Source organism: Lysinibacillus sp. VIII_CA, assembly GCF_049943995.1.
Taxonomy (GTDB): Bacteria; Bacillota; Bacilli; order Bacillales_A; family Planococcaceae; genus Lysinibacillus; species Lysinibacillus pinottii.
This window is the reverse complement of record NZ_JBNFXM010000014.1, coordinates 59,166-78,806: the sequence shown is the minus strand read 5'-3', so window position 1 is coordinate 78,806 and position 19,641 is coordinate 59,166. Positions and strand designations below refer to the sequence as shown.

Annotated in this window: 21 protein-coding genes; 15 read left to right on the top strand and 6 right to left on the bottom strand. The window is 37.7% G+C overall.

Annotation, left to right across the window (positions count from 1 at the left end; genetic code table 11):
* Positions 1–133 precede the first annotated feature (133 nt).
* Positions 134–1,681 carry a histidine kinase dimerization/phospho-acceptor domain-containing protein gene (locus ACP3VS_RS17075; protein ID WP_426389336.1) on the top strand — a complete coding sequence of 516 codons (1,548 nt, stop codon included), beginning with the start codon at positions 134–136 and terminating at the stop codon, positions 1,679–1,681.
* A complete protein-coding gene (locus ACP3VS_RS17070; protein ID WP_426389335.1) occupies positions 1,678–3,198 on the top strand; it encodes an ATP-binding response regulator in 1,521 nt (506 codons plus the stop codon). Before ACP3VS_RS17075 ends, ACP3VS_RS17070 begins: the two co-directional genes overlap by 4 nt.
* 27 nt (positions 3,199–3,225) lie before the next feature.
* On the opposite strand, the gene ACP3VS_RS17065 is transcribed toward ACP3VS_RS17070, so the two are convergent.
* The gene (locus tag ACP3VS_RS17065; RefSeq protein WP_012294381.1) at positions 3,226–4,092 is read right to left on the bottom strand and encodes a DMT family transporter; all 867 of its coding nucleotides are present in this window, start codon (positions 4,090–4,092) and stop codon (positions 3,226–3,228) included.
* A 215-nt stretch (positions 4,093–4,307) separates the two neighbouring features.
* Between ACP3VS_RS17065 and ACP3VS_RS17060 the strand changes: the two genes are divergently transcribed.
* The 3 genes from ACP3VS_RS17060 to ACP3VS_RS17050 all read left to right on the top strand — a co-directional run bounded on the left by ACP3VS_RS17060 (position 4,308) and on the right by ACP3VS_RS17050 (position 6,071).
* Positions 4,308–4,778, top strand: coding sequence for an Lrp/AsnC family transcriptional regulator (locus tag ACP3VS_RS17060; RefSeq protein WP_012294382.1), 471 nt, complete (start codon positions 4,308–4,310; stop codon positions 4,776–4,778).
* 575 nt (positions 4,779–5,353) lie between these two features.
* Entirely contained in the window at positions 5,354–5,638 is a 285-nt protein-coding gene (locus tag ACP3VS_RS17055) for an ArsR/SmtB family transcription factor (protein ID WP_375142630.1), read from the top strand.
* Between the two features lie 49 nt (positions 5,639–5,687).
* Positions 5,688–6,071, top strand: coding sequence for a VOC family protein (locus ACP3VS_RS17050; protein ID WP_012294384.1), 384 nt, complete (start codon positions 5,688–5,690; stop codon positions 6,069–6,071).
* A gap of 48 nt (positions 6,072–6,119) precedes the next feature.
* Here the strand turns inward: ACP3VS_RS17050 and ACP3VS_RS17045 are convergent, their stop codons facing one another.
* Both ACP3VS_RS17045 and ACP3VS_RS17040 read right to left on the bottom strand, forming a co-directional pair.
* The gene (locus ACP3VS_RS17045) at positions 6,120–6,299 is read right to left on the bottom strand and encodes a hypothetical protein (protein WP_031418165.1); all 180 of its coding nucleotides are present in this window, start codon (positions 6,297–6,299) and stop codon (positions 6,120–6,122) included.
* An 82-nt stretch (positions 6,300–6,381) separates the two neighbouring features.
* Positions 6,382–7,224: a copper amine oxidase N-terminal domain-containing protein gene (locus ACP3VS_RS17040; RefSeq protein ID WP_031418166.1), complete on the bottom strand. Its 843-nt coding sequence runs from the start codon at positions 7,222–7,224 to the stop codon at positions 6,382–6,384.
* Positions 7,225–7,365: 141 nt separating this feature from the next.
* Here ACP3VS_RS17040 and ACP3VS_RS17035 point away from each other — a divergent pair, with 141 nt between their 5' ends.
* The gene (locus ACP3VS_RS17035; protein WP_171821090.1) at positions 7,366–7,530 is read left to right on the top strand and encodes a hypothetical protein; all 165 of its coding nucleotides are present in this window, start codon (positions 7,366–7,368) and stop codon (positions 7,528–7,530) included.
* Between the two features lie 130 nt (positions 7,531–7,660).
* Here ACP3VS_RS17035 and ACP3VS_RS17030 read toward each other — a convergent pair whose 3' ends face one another.
* Entirely contained in the window at positions 7,661–8,143 is a 483-nt protein-coding gene (locus tag ACP3VS_RS17030; RefSeq protein ID WP_012294388.1) for a DinB family protein, read from the bottom strand.
* A gap of 91 nt (positions 8,144–8,234) precedes the next feature.
* Positions 8,235–8,852, bottom strand: coding sequence for a LysE family translocator (locus ACP3VS_RS17025; protein WP_012294389.1), 618 nt, complete (start codon positions 8,850–8,852; stop codon positions 8,235–8,237).
* A gap of 244 nt (positions 8,853–9,096) precedes the next feature.
* Here ACP3VS_RS17025 and fabZ point away from each other — a divergent pair, with 244 nt between their 5' ends.
* From fabZ to ACP3VS_RS17010, 3 genes are all read left to right on the top strand, one after another.
* Positions 9,097–9,522 (top strand): 3-hydroxyacyl-ACP dehydratase FabZ, encoded by a 426-nt coding sequence (fabZ, locus tag ACP3VS_RS17020; protein WP_031418167.1) that lies wholly within the window; start codon positions 9,097–9,099, stop codon positions 9,520–9,522.
* 140 nt (positions 9,523–9,662) lie between these two features.
* A complete protein-coding gene (locus ACP3VS_RS17015) occupies positions 9,663–9,995 on the top strand; it encodes a hypothetical protein (RefSeq protein ID WP_031418168.1) in 333 nt (110 codons plus the stop codon).
* Between the two features lie 395 nt (positions 9,996–10,390).
* Positions 10,391–11,137: a polysaccharide deacetylase family protein gene (locus ACP3VS_RS17010; protein ID WP_031418169.1), complete on the top strand. Its 747-nt coding sequence runs from the start codon at positions 10,391–10,393 to the stop codon at positions 11,135–11,137.
* Between the two features lie 56 nt (positions 11,138–11,193).
* On the opposite strand, the gene ACP3VS_RS17005 is transcribed toward ACP3VS_RS17010, so the two are convergent.
* On the bottom strand, positions 11,194–11,466 hold the full coding sequence (locus tag ACP3VS_RS17005) for a hypothetical protein (protein ID WP_012294394.1): 273 nt from the start codon (positions 11,464–11,466) through the stop codon (positions 11,194–11,196).
* Between the two features lie 797 nt (positions 11,467–12,263).
* Here ACP3VS_RS17005 and ACP3VS_RS17000 point away from each other — a divergent pair.
* The 6 genes from ACP3VS_RS17000 to ACP3VS_RS16975 all read left to right on the top strand — a co-directional run bounded on the left by ACP3VS_RS17000 (position 12,264) and on the right by ACP3VS_RS16975 (position 19,633).
* On the top strand, positions 12,264–13,778 hold the full coding sequence (locus ACP3VS_RS17000) for a S41 family peptidase (RefSeq protein WP_031418171.1): 1,515 nt from the start codon (positions 12,264–12,266) through the stop codon (positions 13,776–13,778).
* A gap of 71 nt (positions 13,779–13,849) precedes the next feature.
* On the top strand, positions 13,850–14,752 hold the full coding sequence (locus ACP3VS_RS16995) for a CobW family GTP-binding protein (protein WP_031418173.1): 903 nt from the start codon (positions 13,850–13,852) through the stop codon (positions 14,750–14,752).
* Positions 14,753–15,196: 444 nt separating this feature from the next.
* On the top strand, positions 15,197–15,883 hold the full coding sequence (locus ACP3VS_RS16990; RefSeq protein WP_012294395.1) for a CAP domain-containing protein: 687 nt from the start codon (positions 15,197–15,199) through the stop codon (positions 15,881–15,883).
* A gap of 222 nt (positions 15,884–16,105) precedes the next feature.
* Positions 16,106–17,539, top strand: a complete 1,434-nt coding sequence (locus ACP3VS_RS16985; RefSeq protein ID WP_426389330.1) for a spore germination protein — start codon at positions 16,106–16,108, stop codon at positions 17,537–17,539.
* Complete coding sequence (locus ACP3VS_RS16980; protein WP_426389328.1) at positions 17,536–18,564, top strand: GerAB/ArcD/ProY family transporter; 1,029 nt, start codon at positions 17,536–17,538, stop codon at positions 18,562–18,564. Before ACP3VS_RS16985 ends, ACP3VS_RS16980 begins: the two co-directional genes overlap by 4 nt.
* Positions 18,554–19,633, top strand: a complete 1,080-nt coding sequence (locus ACP3VS_RS16975) for a Ger(x)C family spore germination protein (protein ID WP_426389327.1) — start codon at positions 18,554–18,556, stop codon at positions 19,631–19,633. Before ACP3VS_RS16980 ends, ACP3VS_RS16975 begins: the two co-directional genes overlap by 11 nt.
* Positions 19,634–19,641: the final 8 nt, after the last annotated feature.

Genomic DNA, 19,641 nt, shown 5'->3' with positions numbered 1-19,641 from the left:
TAGTCTCTAGACTGTCTTGTTTTTTTTAGGGCAAAATGGGTTGTTCAGATTTTGTATAAGTTGAGTTGGTAAAATAGGTGGTTATTGAATCACTCTACCATTTTAGATTTAGGAGGTGTTATGGTCATTCACTATGAAACATAGAATTATGGCTATCATTATATTATTTATAGTGTTGTTAACAGGTTCTCGTATGTTGTGGCTCCATTCATTTACGCAGCCAGATCAACCATCTGCAATAAAGGGGCAAATCGATGTCCGTGATTTTGATTTTCAACATGATGCATTAACACTTGATGGCGAATGGTCCTTCCATCCATCACAGTGGTTGATGGATCATCAATCCTCCAACCACTCATACATACAAGTCCCAGATGGTTGGGACAACGTTTTTCGGAAAGGAGAGCAAAGCCCATTTGGATACGGCTCTTATCAACTAAAAATACTGGTTAATACAGAAGAGGCAAGAACCTTTAGTTTAAGAGTTCCAAGTATTCGCAGTGCTGCAGAAATATATGTAAACGATCGCTTAATTGCGAAATCAGGAGAGCTAGGTGAAAATCGAGCGCAAACAATGGCTAAAAATATACCCTTTACAGCATCATTTGAGATAAATGGTGAAAGTGAAATCGAACTGGTCATTCAAGTAGCCAACTTTCAAGATCCTCGTAATGGGGGAATTGTACGCTCTATAAAATTTGGACAAGAAGATGTGATCAATCGGGAGACACAATTGTCCATCACGATGCAGTTATTCGTGGCAGTGGTCTTGGTCCTGCATGCCATTTACTCTGTTATCCTCTATTTAGTTGGAAATAAAGATAAACGCCTACTATTCTTTTCGATCTTAACCGTAAATATCATGTTTTATTATTTATTAGGAAGTGATGATAAACTTCTTTCATTTTGGTTTCCCATCAATTATGATTGGGGATTTATATTAGTCCATCTTTCTATGGTAGGCATTGGCTACTCGTTATTGCAGTGTATAGAGCACTGGCTACCGGCACATTTACAGCACTATAAACGGATGTACACTTTTTTCTGCTTGGTGGCAATCCTATTAGCCTTTACTTTACCGATACGTTATCTTGTTTCCATACAAGCTTTTTATATGGTTATTTTAGGGGCTCCCATAGTGATTACTTTGATTTTGATGACCGGAAAATCCATCAAGGATATTCGCAGTAATGTCTTTATTTTATTAGGCCTAGTGGCTTTTGTGAATAGTATCCTTTGGGATGTCATGCTGCTGATTACAGGAATTAAAGTCATTTCTTATCCATTTGATTTGATGGTGACAATTGCCTGTTTAGCGACATTGTGGTTTAAAGATTACGCAAAGGTACATGCCGATACGAAGAAGCTTGCTCATAAATTGCAAGAGACTGATAAAATTAAGGATGAATTTTTGGCAAGTACCTCTCACGAATTACGGAATCCACTTCATAGCATCATCAATATGTCCAAAGCGGTACTTGATCGTGAAGCCAATCGGTTAACTGCAAAAAGTGTGACTGATTTAGAAACTGTCCTGTCCGTAGGTAATCGGATGTCTTTGTTGTTAAATGATTTGCTGGATGTCGTAAGTTTGAAAGACAATACACAACAATTACAACTAAGTAGGGTTTCCATCCATTCCATTGCTGTGGGTGTTTTTGATATGCTGCGCGCTTTATGATTGAGGGGAAGCCTGTTCAGTTTGTCCTGAAAATACCTGAAGATTTTCAAAGAGTGCTAGCTGATGAAAATCGTGTGATTCAAATTGTCTTTAATTTAGTGCATAATGCTGTGAAATTTACGAATGAAGGGTCGATTACAATCTCGAGTTATACACGCAATGGAATGGCGAACATCGTCATTACGGATACAGGCATCGGTGTGGACGATGAAACCATGCGTCGAATATTTGAACGATATGAGCAAGGGACGATCAGTAAAACTATGGTAGAAGGAGGGTTTGGGCTAGGACTAAACATTTGTAAGCGGCTCATTGAATTGCATGGCGGTACATTGAAAGCCCAATCTATTGTTGGACAAGGCTCGACCTTTACATTTACATTGCCCTTAGCGGTTGAATCGAATGTCCAAGAGCCACTTGAAAAGGGACGACAAAGTGTTAGCAAGATTCCAGAGCGCATAACACCTTTACAAACTGACTTGGAACATGAACAGAGTACGGAGTTTAATCATCCGCGTATATTGGTAGTGGATGATGAGCCTATTAATTTGCGGGTCGTTGAGACCATTTTAGCGAATGAACAGTATGACATTGTTACGGTGACAAGTGGTATAGAAGCGCTAGTATGTATTCAGTCACACGAGTGGGATTTAGTTATTTCAGATGTGATGATGCCGAAAATGTCAGGGTACGAATTAGTTCGTCTTATTCGGAAGCAATTCTTCATCACCGATTTACCTGTATTATTACAGACAGCGCGTAGTCAACCCCAGGATCTTGAAAATGGTTTTTTAGCAGGTGCAAATGATTATGTGACCAAGCCTGTCGATGCCCTAGAGCTACGATCACGAGTAGCGGCTTTAATAAAGGTGAAGCGATCTATACAGGAGCGTCATCGTATGGAGGCTGCTTGGCTGCAGGCACAAATTGAGCCTCATTTTCTTTTTAATACGTTAAATGCCATTTTAACGTTGAGTGAAATGGATAGTGAGCGAACAAGTAGATTAGTAGAGGCACTCAGTGATTTTTTAAGAGAATCCTATAATTTTCAAAATGTTGAAGCACTTGTGCCGTTAGAAAATGAACTTACGTTAATTCAAGCTTATCTCTATATTCAGCAGGAGCGCTTCGGCGATCGTATTCAGGTTAAATGGGATTTAGAGGCATCTACAGATGTGCTTATTCCATCATTAACGATTCAACCCTTAGTTGAAAATGCCTTACAGCACGGTATTTTAAAACGTACAGAAGGGGGAACGATCCATATTCGGATTTATGAAAGGGAATCACAACTTGAAATTACGGTTTCGGACAATGGTGTTGGCATAGATGAACAACGATTGTCCCAGTTGCTTCAGACAAAACAACAGCCATCCGGAAGCATTGGCTTAATGAATACCCATCTTCGTCTTCAACAGCATTACGGGCAAGGATTGCACATTACGAGTAAGCTTCATGAAGGAACGGCTGTTTCTTTTGTGGTTCTTGTAAAGAAGCCTGTAAAACAAAATGCATGACACTTCAGTGTGCCATGCATTTTTTCTTTATATAATCGCCTGCGGAACTTTTGCTTTAAACTGAGTGAATAAATAGCATCCCACAATGACGATAAGTCCACCAATTCCCTGAAGCCAAGACATATTTTCTCCAATAAATAAATAGGCGAGAAGGGCGGTGAAAATTGGATTGAAGTTTAAAAAAATCCCCGATGTTGTCGCGCCTAGCTTCTGTACACCGATATTCCAAAATACCATACAAACAACGGTTGAGATAATACCCGTATATAGCATGGAAAGAATGAAAGATGTATTGACATTTGTGAAGGTGAAATCTGTGCTCGTAAATGGAAGGAGCATCAGCACACCAAATATTCCTGCATAAAAGGTAGCCATTAATGGTGAGGTTGTTTGCATAGCCCATTTACTACAGACGGAATACAGTCCCCAAACACACACGGCTGCCAACATCCATAAATCACCTGTATTGAACTGGAAATCCAGCAATAGCTGCCAATCTCCTTTTGAAAGAACGAGAACTACTCCGAACAAGGATAAAATCATTGCCGATAACTGCCACTTTGTTATTTTTTCTTTAAGCAAGACAAACGAAAACAGGGCAATGGATATTGTATTCATAGTAGAGATAAGCCCAGCATTAGTAGATGTCGTACGCTCCAATGCTAAAAATTGAAAGATATTAAAGAAAGCAACCCCAGTAACCCCCATCAACATTAACGGAACAATGGCTTGTTTTGGAGGAACTAATTTTTTTTCTTTCCACCAAACTAAAGGGACAAGGACAATGACAGCAATTAACCATCTGACCGTTGTCAATGTCAAAGGTGATGCATGTGCAACAAGCGTCTTGGCAACAACAAAATTTCCACCCCACAGTAAACTTGTGATAAGCATTAGACCTATATACAATTTAACCAAAGCTCGTAACACCCTCTTTTACCTTTATGTATACTAAGAATCATAGCATTAATTGTCAATTTACTGTATAATATTTTGTGAAAGTGATTTTATTTGAAATAAACTAAAGTTATTGTGATTTTATAAAAATAATCTTCGGAAAAATAGCTTCGTAAATACATAACGAAAAATAATCGAAAGGGGACACAGCTATGGAGGATAGCAAAACGAAAGGTCTAGACAGTATGGATCTTCAAATTTTAGATATTTTGCAGAGAGAGGTTCATATTAGTAATGCCGAATTGGCTAGACGTGTAAACTTATCGCCACCAGCGACACATACAAGAGTCAAACGATTGGAAAACGAAGGATACATCGATCAGCAAGTTGCTATTTTAAATCAGGAAAAACTAGGATTTGATTTACTGTGCTATGTTTTTATGAGTACGGATATCCATCAAGCGAAGGAAATAGAAGAATTGGAAACGAGCTTAAAAACGATGACAGAAATATTGGAATGTCATTGTTTAACAGGTGCCTATGATTACTTATTAAAAATCGTCATTCGAGATCGACAAGAATTGAATCGATTTATTCGGAAATTAAATAAGTTAGGGATCTCTAGAATTCAAACAAATTTATCGTTACGGGAAATCAAATATTCCACGGTGTTACCCTTATAAAAATACAGCAGTGTGAGTGTTCTACTCATGCTTGCTGTGTTCCTCTTCATGAGAGCTTTTACTCACATGGATTTACTAATACCTGTTTCGTTTTGAATGTCCATGGTGCAATTGTGGAAATTATTTCCTAGTTGGGAGGACAACGAATAAGCGTTAACATTGCTGGTTTAAACCCAGCAAACCAAGCACTATACCAGAAATTGAATAGTCGCATCGCATTACGACAAATATGTAGATAATGATAACAACACAAGACGACATTTTATTTGGCTTAGCGGTTTGGTGTATTTTAGCTGATGTTGTGAATATCTAAAGCGTGAATAATGAGCAGTTGTACAATTTTGCAAAATTGCCCTAGTGAATAAGCATTGCAACAGATATCCATTTGGTAGCTTTTCTTTAATGTGATAGTGCACGACTAACGCCATGTGCTTTAATGGTGATTATAAGACTTAGCTGTCCTCGACAGGTTTTCTAAAAAACGTGTCGGCGACAGCTTTTTTTGTGTGTTTTTGCAAATGATAGACGCTAAAAAATTTAAAAAGAGGGCAAAAAAAGTTGTCTATACTCGTTTTATGAAATGGGACAAAGATGCTATATTTAAAGCACTTGCGAACTCGACTAGGAGGCTTATCATAGATGAACTATGTGAACGAAATGAAATGACCTTGTATGAGCTCACGGTTCATCTACTTTTGAAGTATGAGCTTTCCATAACGAGACAAGCAATTGCTAAACATCTTGTTGTTTTGGAGGGGACCGGGCTTGTCACTTTCATGAGGAAGGGCAACTACCGAATTGTTATGTTTTACAATGAGCCACTTATTGAAAGAGTGGGTAGAATAATTTTACGAACATGAACAGGTGGAGGCAAGCAAGTTGCGTTAACTAGCAGAGGAGGCTATTCAAATGAACATTATTGTGAACAGTATTTTTGTAACAGACCAAGCAAAGGCATTGTCATTTTATACAGAAAAGCTTGGATTTGTAAAAAAGGAAGACGAACCATTAGGAAAACATAGATGGCTGACGCTTGTATCGCCAAATGATTTAGAAGGAACTGAGCTTTTACTGGAGCCGGATGAACATCCTGCCGCAAAGGATTACCAAAAGAGAATATTTGCTGAGGGTATTCCTGCCACGATGTTTGGTGTAGCAGATATTCACGAAGAATACAAGCAATTATTAGAAAAAGGCGTAGAATTTACGATGGTGCCAACAAAAGTGGGAGCGGTCACAATAGCGGTCTTGGATGATACTTGTGGCAATCTTATTCAGATTATCCAAAAATAATTCATATTGAAAGCGTGTTTAGAGTCTAGTCCAAACACGCTTTTTTTTTTATTTGTGTATTGCTAAACCTCGGTCAACATTTAACAAGTCGAGGTTTTCTTTTGGTTGTGCATTCACGGTCTGTTCTTTAGCTTCAGCTTCTTCGCTTGGCGGTGCTTCCTCTGATGAACAGGCTGCTAAAGCAAATAATAAAAATAATACCAAACTAAATGACAGTAATTTCTGCATGAGGCAAACCTCCATCCATAAATCGTTGATATGAATATTTTGCACATTTTCATACAGAATATGTTTAGTTTACTGTTATTTTTTAAGCAACGGTGTTGCTAATAATTTTGTTGAATCCGTTGTTAGTGGCCGCATTAATAAGCTTTTGAATAGACTCCTTGTTAATATCTGAGAATATATACCAACTATCATTACTAACATCATGGAGAAGAACAGTAGGATAACCTTCTAATAATTCATCCGGGAATGCCTGATTTAATGAGTACATATCGAACTGCTGAACACTTTTATTGTCAGCGTTTAAAAAATCATATTGTCCAAGCTTATAATAAGATCCAGGTACGTCCAGATTTAATTGCCAAGAATAGTCTTTAGGAGCTTCTACTTTAGCTCCTTTTTGCTGAAAAATCTTGAACATAGCGTGATGATAGCTATTGCCCTTCATTTCTTGAATAATGCCACCCATCGTCATGTGATATTCATAGTGAAGGGCCTTGATTTTTTGATTGTTTAATAATAATGGCTTAGTGGCAATAGTGACAGTACTTTGTTTGTAATCAACTTGACTGCCGAATGTTTCCGCAATAAAGCGAAGCGGTACATAAGTACGATTGTTTTTAAGATATGGTGTTGCATCCAAGTGCTCGGCCTTACCATTTTTCATGACGGTCTGACTGTTTAATGTTAACAAAACAGTTGATTGGTTCATGGTAAGAGTAATTTGTGAATCCTTCCATTGAACCTGTGCACCTAGATTTTCACTAATTACTCGCAAAGGTACCATGGTACGATTGTTTTTGACCTCAGGTGCTGCATCTGTTTTCACAACAACTTCGTCAATCATAAGCTGAGGTGTTGCTGCGTCAGCAGGGGAAGCTGTCCATAATACAGAGGTTAATAATAAGCCTGTAAAGATTTTTTTCATGGAAATTATCCTCCTTTATTTTTACGACCTTATTTTACCATAAAATTCAATTACGATTGTGATAGTTTACTATTTATTAATTTTTAACAGTGTATAAACCGGTTTTGAAATCGAATACTAATCGTGAAAGGAGGTTTTTTTGTGAAGTTTTTAACTTGGGGCATAGTAGGTGCAGCATTGTTCGCTGCTATGAAAGGTTACGGGAAATCAAGTCAAGGACAGAAGGATAGCTACCAACAAACGACAACACCTGTTCAATTAGTAGCTAATGCGAATCCTTTGACAGCTAATACACCGAAACAGTAAGAGGCGTCACGGCTTATAGATTATGTTGATCTATAAGCTTGTTATATTTTACATAAAAATCCTATAGTTGCTTGATAAAGATAGATAGAATATTGGTTGATGTCAATCACCCTTAAGTGGCAAAAGGATTTTAAGAAGCTTCCTGCTGAGACTCCTTTAGAATCCGATGAATCGTTAAGACAGCCTGTATATGCATGCCCTCATGGAAAATAGTCCGCCATAACACTTGTTCAATGGTTTGCATGCCCATCTCAATAGGGGAAAATTCTTCCATCAGTCGATGACCATATTGTTCCTTTAGCTGTTCTGGCTGCTGTGCCAATAATATTTTTAATGCCTCAAAAGATGGCGTATTTTCATCAAAATCATCAGGTGAGGTGCCGAACCCAAACCAGTGAACGAAAGAATTTAATTCCTCTTGTTTTTCTTTCGTTAGAGCCTCTATCCATAAATATTGATCAAGATATAAATGGCCCATATTCCAGCGGATATTATTGCGGAAGCCAGTTGGAATGATATGGGCCTTTTCCTCTGTTACATCATCTAGTACTTGTAGTAACTCGCTCCGGTAATGCTGTAGTTGTTGAAATAAATTTTCTTGTCGCTGATTCATTGTAAAACCTCCTTGAAGTATGTATTAGCTATTTTCACCTAATTTCCTGCAAAAAAAAGAAGAACTCTGATGAGGGTTCTTCTAGTCACATTTATTTACTTTGTGTTTGCAAAGCTAGTCTTACACCGAGACCGATATAGACAAAGCCAACTGTTTTTTCAAGCCAACGGGAGCTGCCACTTGCTTTTGTAAAGATTTTTTCACCGATAAAGCTTGTCACAACAGCTAGTAAAATAGTATACAACGCGCTCATTACTACGAAAGTAATGCCAAGTGTCAGCAGCTGGACTGTAATAGATGTCTCATTATGCTGGATAAATTGTGGTAAAAAGGCAAGGAAAAATAAGGCCGTCTTTGGATTTAGTATTTCTGCTAAAAAGCCTTGGCGGAATGATGTACTCGCAGGGCTTTGTTCCACAGTAGGTTGTTCAATTTTCTTCGGTTTCGTAACAAGCATCTGTATCCCTAAATATACAAGATAAGCTACACCAACATATTTCACCACTTCAAAGGCTGTGGCAGATTGCATTAAAATAGCTGATAGACCTAAAACGGCTGCTAACGTATGGACTAAGTCACCGAGGCCGATACCTAAGGCTGTGTAAATGCCGTTTTTCTTACCACTTTTTAGCGTTTGTGTAATGGTGATAATAACTGCAGGTCCTGGAATTAAAAATAATAAAAGAACTATTGCGATAAAAGATAACATGCTTACCATCCTATTCTAATAAACTAATCATTCTAGGGTGAATGCATGACATATTATATTCTAGTGACTATAGAACTGTCGATAAAGAAATATTGAAAAAGGAATGAAAAAATATTCAGAAAATATTTGAACGAGGTGGTATATTCAGATTGAATGGAATTTTTATGCATGTAACGATATTATTAGTACCAACTAATAATATTTAATGATAGAATTAGGTCATTAAAAAATGGGAGGTATCTTCATGTTAACTAGTCAACAAATTCAAGAAATTTTGCCACATCGCTATCCATTCCTTTTAGTAGATCGCATTGTGGAATTAGAGGAAGGGGAACGTGCGGTAGGTCTTAAAAATGTGACCATCAATGAGGAGTTTTTTAATGGACATTTTCCTCAGTATCCTGTAATGCCAGGTGTGCTCATTGTGGAGGCATTAGCCCAAGTTAGCGCTGTAATCATGCTGACGAAGGAAGGCAATGAGGGAAGACTAGGATTACTGGCAGGAATAGATGAATGTCGCTTTAAAAAACAAGTGAAACCTGGAGATCAATTACGACTTGAAGTTGAAATTACACGCATAAAAGGCTCGATCGGTAAAGGGAAGGGACTCGCAACAGTTGATGGAGAAATGGTTTGTGAAATGGAGCTTGTGTTCGCGTTTGGTAATTAATGTACGCAATGAAGGGACAATTTTGCCATGTACAGCGCTTATAGCTGAAGCTTCTTTGTGAAAATGGTCATTAGATGCCTCTAAGCGCACTACACCACTAACTTTCTTTCATATAGTAAATGGACAAACAGCAAACATTTATGAGAGAAAGAGGGGTTTGGGTCGCTGTTTTTGAACGAAAAGAAGGGCTGTTAAGGGCTGAGGATGCATTGGATAATGATTTTTGTGATCGATTTGTACAAAAAATGCATAAACAGATTCACCATAAAAACGCCATCGAGCTATCTATCAGGGCTATTTTGTTTTTTCATCAACAATATACAAAGCTAGAGCTAAGGCTATATAATCCGTATTTTATGGCAGCAGGCGTATCAAATTATGCGTTTAAAGCCAATTTCTATAACATTGAGCGGGGTCATTTTGTCCATTTTTATGTTGATTGCTTCCGTTTTAAATGGCTTGTCCAAATGTAGTATTAGCGATATTTTACAACTTATCAAAATGAAGATGAGCATTATTCAGAGCATCATTGAACATTTACATTTTTAGCTTCTTAAAATGCCAGAACATCATGACTCGAATAAATGCTCCAATGGCTTATCAAAAAGCTGTTTAACGCTTCACCATAGTCTACATACGACCAAGTCTAATAGGTCGAAGCGAAGGTTATCAAAATGCCTATAGTCGAAATCTTATTATAATGGACGAGCTTAATTTAAAAGATTTTGGTGGTGTTGGAAAACCTATCTTCACAGCCATTATCTCTCAGTTATGTTAAATGCATTTTTAATATTTATTGAAACGTAAGCATTTTTTTGCGAATTCCTCAAATAATAAAGTACGAAAAAATTTTGGGGGACGTGAAGATTTGAAAAAAGTATTACTGTTTTTACTGCCACTTTGTTTGGTTACGGTGTCATTTTTTTATGTCAAGGCGAGTACTTATGACAATAAAGGGAGAAAGTATTATGAAGAAGCGGGGCAAATACTATGGGAAATCCAAACGGAGGAGAAAATCATTGCTCTTACTTTTGATGATGGACCACATCGCACCTACACAGCGGATGTTCTGGATGTTTTGGATAAATATCAAGCAAAAGCCACTTTCTTCATTGTCGGTCAACATGCAGAAAAAAACCCTGAGCTTATTTCGAGAATGTACGATGAAGGGCATGAATTGGCCAACCACACCTATACGCATCCTTTAAAAACAAATGTCTCGAATTTGATGAAGGAAATTGATCAAACCAATGCAACTCTTTACAGTATTACCGGCTTTAAACCAACATTATTCCGTCCGGTGGAAGGGCAATTCTCAGATGCAATGATAGATGCAATTGCCAAAGAGGGCTATAAAGTGGTGATGTGGTCCTGGCATTTGGATACGCTTGACTGGAAAAGTCCAGGAGTTAATCGAATAGTGAAGACCGTATTAAAAGGAGTAAAGGCAGGTAATATTGTGTTATTCCATGATGGTGGAGGTAACCGAGCACAAACTGTGAAGGCACTGGAGCAAATATTACCGGAGCTTGAAAAACAGGGTTATCGATTTGTGACGGTTTCAGAATTGCTTGAAGTGCAGATGGCGCATAAAAAATTGGAAAAAAAACAGTAGTGTTGAGAGTCTTCTTTCAACACTACTTTTTATGGTGCGATCTCTTTATGTAAAGGTTATTTTAACAATTTTTTGATGTGCTTCAGCTCACTAATTAAGTAATCAATTTGCTTCTGCATAGTATCAATTTGAACGTTCGACTGACTGTCTCCATTATTATTTTGAGAAGTATCCTTATTAGCGTTGACAAGTGCCTCTAGTGCGAGACCTGATGCAATAGTCTGTAGGCCATCTCCTAGTGTTGAAATGGCAGTACCAATATAAGCTAACTTAGCCGCATAAATTTCTAGGGAATCATTGTTTTGATTGGGCTTATTATTTCTTCCCATTATTTTTCCTCCTTATGTTTGCCATTACTTGCATCATATGCGTGAGGAAGAGAAAAGGAGAACGATTTAATTGATTCACAGGAAATGGTAAAATTAACAGAACGACAACATATTGGAGGAGCGGTCATTGACATATATATAGATCGTTGAGATGGATAGACAATTGTTGGGGGGAATAGGCTGTTATTGAAGGAGCAAGAAAAATGGGTTCCTGCATTTCCCTGTTAATTGGAATAAACGATTAGTAGGCTTTCTTATATGTGGAAGTTACGACGGAAAACGTCTTAGTCGCAGCCAGCAAGCTATGCCTCTCAGTTGACCTGGTTCAAGATTAAAAGCATGGAAAAGTTGATGGAGAAATCGCCGCCACCCTATGAGGTCTTCTCTGTCATCTATAATGGACAGCTTATTTCTTTTCACCGATTAACGGTTCATTCGGTCTATAAAAAGCTTCAGCACAGTATTAGGAGTACCTGTGTAAAAAAATGTCCATGATTTGAAACTTTTTGAGTCATTGGCACGTTATATTCTTATAGTATTTCTATGAGTCAATTGATTTTTTAGTTGACTGCTACTAGGAAATGAGTAAAATTAGAAGGCAGTACCATTATATACCTAAAGCTTTTATAGGGAACAATGGATTCATGAGCATTAGGATGCTAGATGGTTGGAAGCATGATCAGACAAGGTCTGTCATAAAATTTGGACAGTCTTTTTCTTTTCGTCTTCTGTATAACCTGTTAAGATGGTAATAGTGTGACAACAAGTTAGTGTATATGAGAGTGGTGACAATCAAGATGGATGAACAGAAAAAAGAAAGTACAGAGCAGCAGCAAGAGCCAACGCCTGCTGAAATCAAGCCAGCAGGACAATTTATACAATTAAAACCGTTTAAATTCATCATGCTAATGTTCTTTACAATTCTTATTACTGCCGGCTTAACGATTTTTGCGTTAACATTTGGTGATAAGAAAGTGGTAGAAGTGAAAGTTCCTGTAGAACGTGAGGAATTTACGAAATTATATGAAGCATTTGATTTACTGAAAAATAACTATTACAAAGATATTGAGGATGAAAAAGTAGTTGATGGTGCTATTAATGGCATGTTCGATGCATTAGGCGATCCGTACTCTGATTTTATGGTGAAGGAAGAAGCAGACCAATTTAACTCTGGTTTATCTTCAAGCTTCCAAGGAATTGGTGCAGAAATTCAAGAACGTAATGGTTATATTACAGTTGTGTCACCGATCAAAAATTCTCCTGCTGAAAAGGCAGGCTTATTACCAAAAGATATCATCTTAACGGTCGATGGGAAAAGCATTCAAGGCTTCAGTGCTACAGAAGCAGTTGCGTTAATTCGCGGCGAAAAAGGAACATCTGTAAAATTATCAGTGAAACGTGGCGAAAATACTGAGCCTATACAAATGACTATTGTTCGTGATGAAATCCCAGTAGAAACTGTATACGGTGAGATGCTTGATGGCAATATTGCCCATATTCAAATTACATCGTTTAGTGAACAAACTGCTCAAGAGCTTGAAAAAATCCTTGTTGAGTACGAAGGCAAAGGTATGAAGGGGATTGTTTTAGATTTACGTCAAAATCCTGGTGGCTACTTAAAGGCTGCAGTGGATATTTCTAATTTATTTGTACCAGAAGGCAAAGCCATTGTGCAGGTACAAGAAAAAGATGCAGAACCAGAAGTCACAAATGCGATTGCTGGTAAAAAATACGATTTACCAATCACTGTTCTAGTTGATGGTGGTAGTGCTTCTGCCTCTGAGATTTTAGCTGGTGCCTTAAAAGAATCTGTTGGTGCAAAGGTGGTTGGTGAAACATCCTTTGGTAAAGGCACAGTCCAAAATGTCACTCCGTTGAAGGACGGCTCTAATCTGAAATTTACTACAGGTAAATGGTTAACGCCGAACGGTAACTGGATTAATGAAAAAGGGATTACTCCTGATGTTAAGGTTGCTTACCCATCATATGCCTCGTTACCATACTTGAACGCTTCTATGGAAATGAAGGCAGGTATGCAATCAGACACTGTGAAGGCGGCAGAAGAGATGCTTCAAGTACTAGGGTATGAACCTGGTGAAGTAGATGGTCTTTTCGATGACAATACAGCGCGTGCAGTAGAACAATTACAAGCTGCGAATAATCTTGAAGAGACAGGTGTTTTAACAGGAAATACAACGTATGCATTAATGGATGCGTTACGTGCAAAAATGAAAGCTGATGATCCTCAGTTGTTAAAAGCGAAAGAGCTTCTATTAGGTACAGCTGAAAAGGCTGAGGAAACTACAAACTAACAAATACAGCTGTCGCAACAGTCGTCTTTCACGGCATCTGCGACAGCTTTTTTTATAGGAGGAAGAAGAGAATGAAGGATGTATACCTATTTAGTGGCTTTTTAGGGAGTGGCAAAACATCAATGCTGACAGATGTAATTCGCCAACTAAAAGAAAAAAATTTAAAGCCCGCCGTTATTATGAATGAACTTGGCAAGCTACCATTTGACTCACAGGCCGTGGAAAAGGATATTCCACTCAAAGAGATGCTAGAAGGCTGTATTTGCTGTTCAGGTGCTGAAAAAACGGAGGCACAAATTCAATCTCTTCTATTAGATAGTGATTTTGATGTATTAATAATTGAAACAACTGGTGCTGCTCATCCAGTTGAGGCATTAGATGCGGTGTATTCACCATTGTTTGCTGATCAGCTTAATGTCAAAGGCATTGTTACAGTGGCAGATTCTAAGCTATGGCTTCACCGTGATACTCTGACACCACAAGTACGTTCTCTATTTATGGAACAAATTCGCCATGCTCACTTATTACTAGCGAATAAAACAGATCTTTTAACAGAGGCAGAGCAAGCGCAAGTAGTCTATGAGCTACAAAGCTTAAATCCCCATGCCTTTATTTTGCAAACGACAAATGGACGAGTACCTTTGTCATTGTTAGAAAGCTTAAAGGCAACCGCACAAATGGATAAAACTGATATTGTAAAAGCGCCGATAGCCTCTATGCAACTTGGCTCGCGCTTAGTAGAATTCGCTGATATGGAGTTTACACAGGAGCAATTTGAAGAATGGGTACGTGCCTTACCTGAAACAATTTATCGAATGAAAGGATATGTACCGATTGAAGGAGTTAAAAATCCAATGCTATTCCAATATGCATATGGCATGGTTCAATGGCTACCGGAATATATAAAAATGCCAGCGAAACTTGTTATTATCGGTGAAAACGTAGGATCTCTTCCTGTCATTGGCATTCAATAAAGAAAATGTAAACCTGTGGATATTTGCACAATTTAGACAATGTGTAGATTACGCAGGTTTTTTTATTTTTATGTAAAGAGAATGTAACGTGTCTGTAATATGTTTGTAATATAAATGGTGAGAAGAGCCACTAGAAGTAGTGATATCTCAATTCTGGGGGCTTTCGATAAGGATATTTAGAGGGACTGAATCAGTGAATAACACATACATTTTGGACTCGCTTTCGGGGCAAATTTACGATAATATTAGCTAGATTTAAAGGGGTGTCAACCCTCTTTCAAACGTAAGTATTTCATAGATTGGTTAATCCTACTAAAAAATATAGCAAAAAAACGTAGATTTTTCGCGTATTTATTTCCGCGTTGGGGTAGTTAGCAAATGCTGGTAAGAATTGAATGAAAATTATCCTTTACGATAAATGGCATAGAAGGAGGAATTGCAAACATGAAAAAAACACTAACTGCAATTTGTGCAACATTTCTTTTAGCAGCTCCAATTCAAATAGCTTCTGCTGCTACAAATACAACAGAGGGGAATTCAGTAAAGCAAACAACAAACTGTAAAGTTTATTATAAATGGTCTAACAATCATAAATGGAATATTCAATTCCCGCAGGCATCTACACCATCTAATGAGACGCCTTCAACAAATACTAATAATACGGCAGCAACGCCAAACAATAATCAATCATCACAAAACGAAAAACCAGCAACACCACCAGCTAGCTCTACACCTTCAACAACAACTTCAGATGTGAACGCATTTGAACAAGAGGTAGTAAAATTAACAAACGCTGAACGTACAAAAGCTGGTTTATCACCATTACAAACGGATGATAAATTAATGGCGGCAGCTCGCGAAAAATCACAGGATATGCAAAGTAATAACTATTTCTCACATACAAGCCCAACATTCGGTTCACCATTTGATCGTATGAAAGCTTTAGGGATTACCTATAAAAGTGCAGGAGAAAACATTGCACAAGGTCAACGTTCACCACAAGAAGTAGTGCAAGCGTGGATGGATTCACCTGGTCACCGTGCTAATATTTTAAATGGTAAGTTTACGCATATTGGTGTAGGCTACGTGAAATCAGGTAATTACTGGACGCAACAATTTATTACTAAATAAGATTTGTGTTCAAGAAAATGTCTTATAAGTCTACTAGGCTTATAGGGCATTTTTTTGATGGCATGAAGGTAGAAAAGTGGGATGTACAGTTACAGCTAAAAATATTTTTCAGTAAGATGCCAAGATGATATCGTCAGGGCATCTTTTTGGGCGATGAATCCCTCTATAACGCGTTTGAAATAAGCGAAAAATGCTTATACTCTCAAGTAGAGGAGGCGTTTTATGGATAGAGTGGAATATATGATGAAAAGCCTGCAAAAAGCATTCTACCATTCCTCTGATTTGACAGTCAGACAGGTAGATTGGCATGAAGGAAATACTGCTATTTTATGCTTTTACACGTCTCTTGTAGATGCGAAGGAAGTGCAAAAAGTTCTAGATACCATTTATGCACGTTTAGATTCCGATAAACCTTTTTGGAGTGAAACATTAATTACAACATTAGACAATTTTTCATTACCCCTCGCCATTGAGCGAGTATGTCAGGGAGAAACCATCGTTATTTTGCCTGAAACAGGAAAAATGCTGGCACTTACTATAGTGAATGAAGTTCGTCGAAATCTCGAAGAGCCGAGTAACGAAAGTATTTTGCGCGGTTCACATGAAGGTCTGATTGAACGTGTGGATACCAATTTAGCGTTAATACGTAGGCGTGTCAATAATCCTGCACTGGTAGTAAAATCATTTACGATTGGTCGACAAACGAAAACAAAAGCCTATTATCTTTATATGGATGGGGTAATAAAGCCAGAGACATTACAAGAGATAGAGAAGCGGATTGCAGCTCTTCAAATAGATTATTTTTATAGCTCTGGTCAATTAAGTGATGCGTTAGAGGATTCGGTGTTATCTCCCTTTCCACAATTGTTAAATACGGAGCATCCAGATCGTGTAGTAGCCAATTTAGTAGAGGGTAAGGCTGTAGTCATGACGGATATTTCACCGACGGCTTTCATTGGTCCTGTTACTTTTTTTTCTTTCTATCAAACGCCAGATGACTATAATGGTCGAGTTGTCGTCGGTTCTTTTTATAAAATTGTTCGTCTTCTGTCATTTATAACTGCCGTTTTTTTGCCCGCTTTTTATATAGCGATCATTAGTTTTCACTTTGAAGTCCTACCTTTGGAATTAAGTAATCAAGTGAAAAACGATGTCAATGAAATTCCTTATCGACCATTGATTGAAGCGTTGATTCTAGAGATTATTATGGAATTAATTCGAGAGTCAAGTATTCGATTACCACAATCGGTAGGACAAACGATTGGAATCGTAGGGGGGTTAGTAATAGGGGATGCTATCGTAAGTGCGGGATTAGTATCCAATTTAATGGTAATAGTCGTCGCCTTAACGGCTATTTCCAGCTATGTTGTCCCGTCGGTTGAATTAAATAGTACCATTCGGATGATACGTTTTCCCTTTATGGTGCTAGCCTCTTTGTTTGGGTTTTTAGGGATTGTCGTGGGGGTTGTCATATTACTCATTCATCTTATTAATTTGACGTCTTTGAAACAGCCTTATTTTTCGCCTATCATTCCTTTTCAACCGAAGGCTGTGCTGAAAATTTTTTTACGCTGGCCGTTTATCAAGCCGACCGTGCAAGTCACATCTTTCCATCCACCAAAGGATGAACAAGCCAAAAACGAGGATACACCATGAATGTTTCCTTGACGAAGGCGCAGTTCTTTTTACTATTATTTATATTTCAAACGGGTGTTGTCTACATCGCCTTTCAAACGCCGTTAATTAGCTCCAGTAAAAATAGCTCATGGTTAATTTTTATTGTAGCGAGTGTGATACATTATGGGCTACTTCTATTTTTTGAACGGTATCATTCGTATTTCTATTTAAATGTTTTTTTTCGTTGGGTTTATCAAATCTATTGGCTGTTATTGACCGCTGTATTTATTGCCTATATGAGCTATGTTTTGGCATCGTGGGTATTGCCACAAACGCCTGAGTGGATAGTCGTTGTCATTATTGTTGTTCTATCGCTATATGCCAACTTAAGTCGACCCGAAACGGTCATCAATATTGGTGTGATGTTGATTCCTATTATTTTCCTATTCGTCACTTTTCTAATGCTAGCGATACCAGATTTAACTTGGAGTAATCTTTTCCCCATAGAATGGAATCATACAAAACAAATAGGAGCTGGTTTGATTCATAGCATCTATGCGTACTTTGGGATTGAAATGTATCTAATTTACCGACCATTTTTACAAAAAGATTTACAGGTAAAAGGAAAGCCCTTATTGATGTATCAGCTAGTTATTTTTGTGTTTTATTTTATTTCAGTTCTTTTTACACAAATGTTTTTCTCAATCGAAGAAATCAACCTCATACCGGAGCCCATTATGTATATTTTAAAATCCCAGGAAGTTACATTTGTCAAGCGACTTGATATTTTTTTCGTTTATATTTGGCTTTCTTGGTCAATTGTCACCGTCATGATTTTTGGTCTATCTTTTCGAATGCTTCATTTTGTGAAAAAAAAGCAGCATCCAAATAGTCGTATTATTGTGTATCATATTTTTCTAGCCATCCTACCACTCTTTGTCATGCATTTTCGAAGCATTGAGTTGATCAAAAATTCCTTACACTATGTATTTATCTTCTTTACTTTCTTATTACCCATAGTCATTATCGGTTGGAATAAATGGAGGGGAAAAAGTGTATCGTAAAGGGCTAATGATTGCCATGTCGTTCTTACTGCTAGCTGGATGTTGGGATGAGCGCCTTTATAAAAACTCTTCCGTTGTGACACTCGTAGGGATAGAAGGATATGTTGGAGCGTATAAAGGTTATTATGCCTATCCGACTTCGATGACTCAAGACACGGAAATTATCGAAGCAGAAGGATTGTCACCCCGTGAAGTCCGGACAAATGCAAATTTAAAAGTGGAGCAAACACTTGATTTATCGGAGCTATCAACGATTCTAATTTCTGATCGTACAGCGAGAGAATCGATCTATGAACTATTGGATATTTATTTTCGGGACCCCCAAAATCCTATATCTATTAAAATGGCGCTTACGGATGGGGATGTCAAACCGTTTGTAGATTTGACAAAAGATTTAACGAATAGTTCTGGAAGCTATTACCAAAGATTTATTGAAAGTTCAGAAGATAATACCTATTTTCCGAAGGTCAATTTACAAGAAGTAGGTTCGATGCTTTTTGATCAGACAATTGATATAGCTTTGCCTTATTTTCAACTTAGTGAAGATAAAAAGCATGTGGTGGCAGGAGGCTTAGGTTTATTTACTGGACCAAGCTTTACGGGCACTGTATTAACACCGTCCCAATCCTTAACGATGCTGCTATTAATGAATCAAAAAAGTAAAGCGGCACGGATGAGCTATCTGTGGCAAAAGGATGGGAAAGTCAATCCGATTACTGTCGATGTATTAAAGGTGAAGCGTAAATGGACTGTCAATGAGGAATTGCGAACAATAGATATGAGCTATACCATTGATGTGGAGGTTGAAGAATTTCCGCACGATCATTTATATAAGGATGAAATTTTTCAGGACGTACAACAAATGATAGAGGAAAAAATGCAAGCTGAATTTGAAGAAGTCTTGCGGATTCTTCAAAATCAAAAGTCTGATACATTAGGGATTGGTCGTTATATTCGGGCTTACCATCCGAACATGTTTAAGGAAGAAGATTGGCATACAGAATTCTCCTCTTTATTACTCAAACCGAAAGTGGATGTAAAAATCATTCGAACAGGAGTTTTACGTTAAAAAATCGC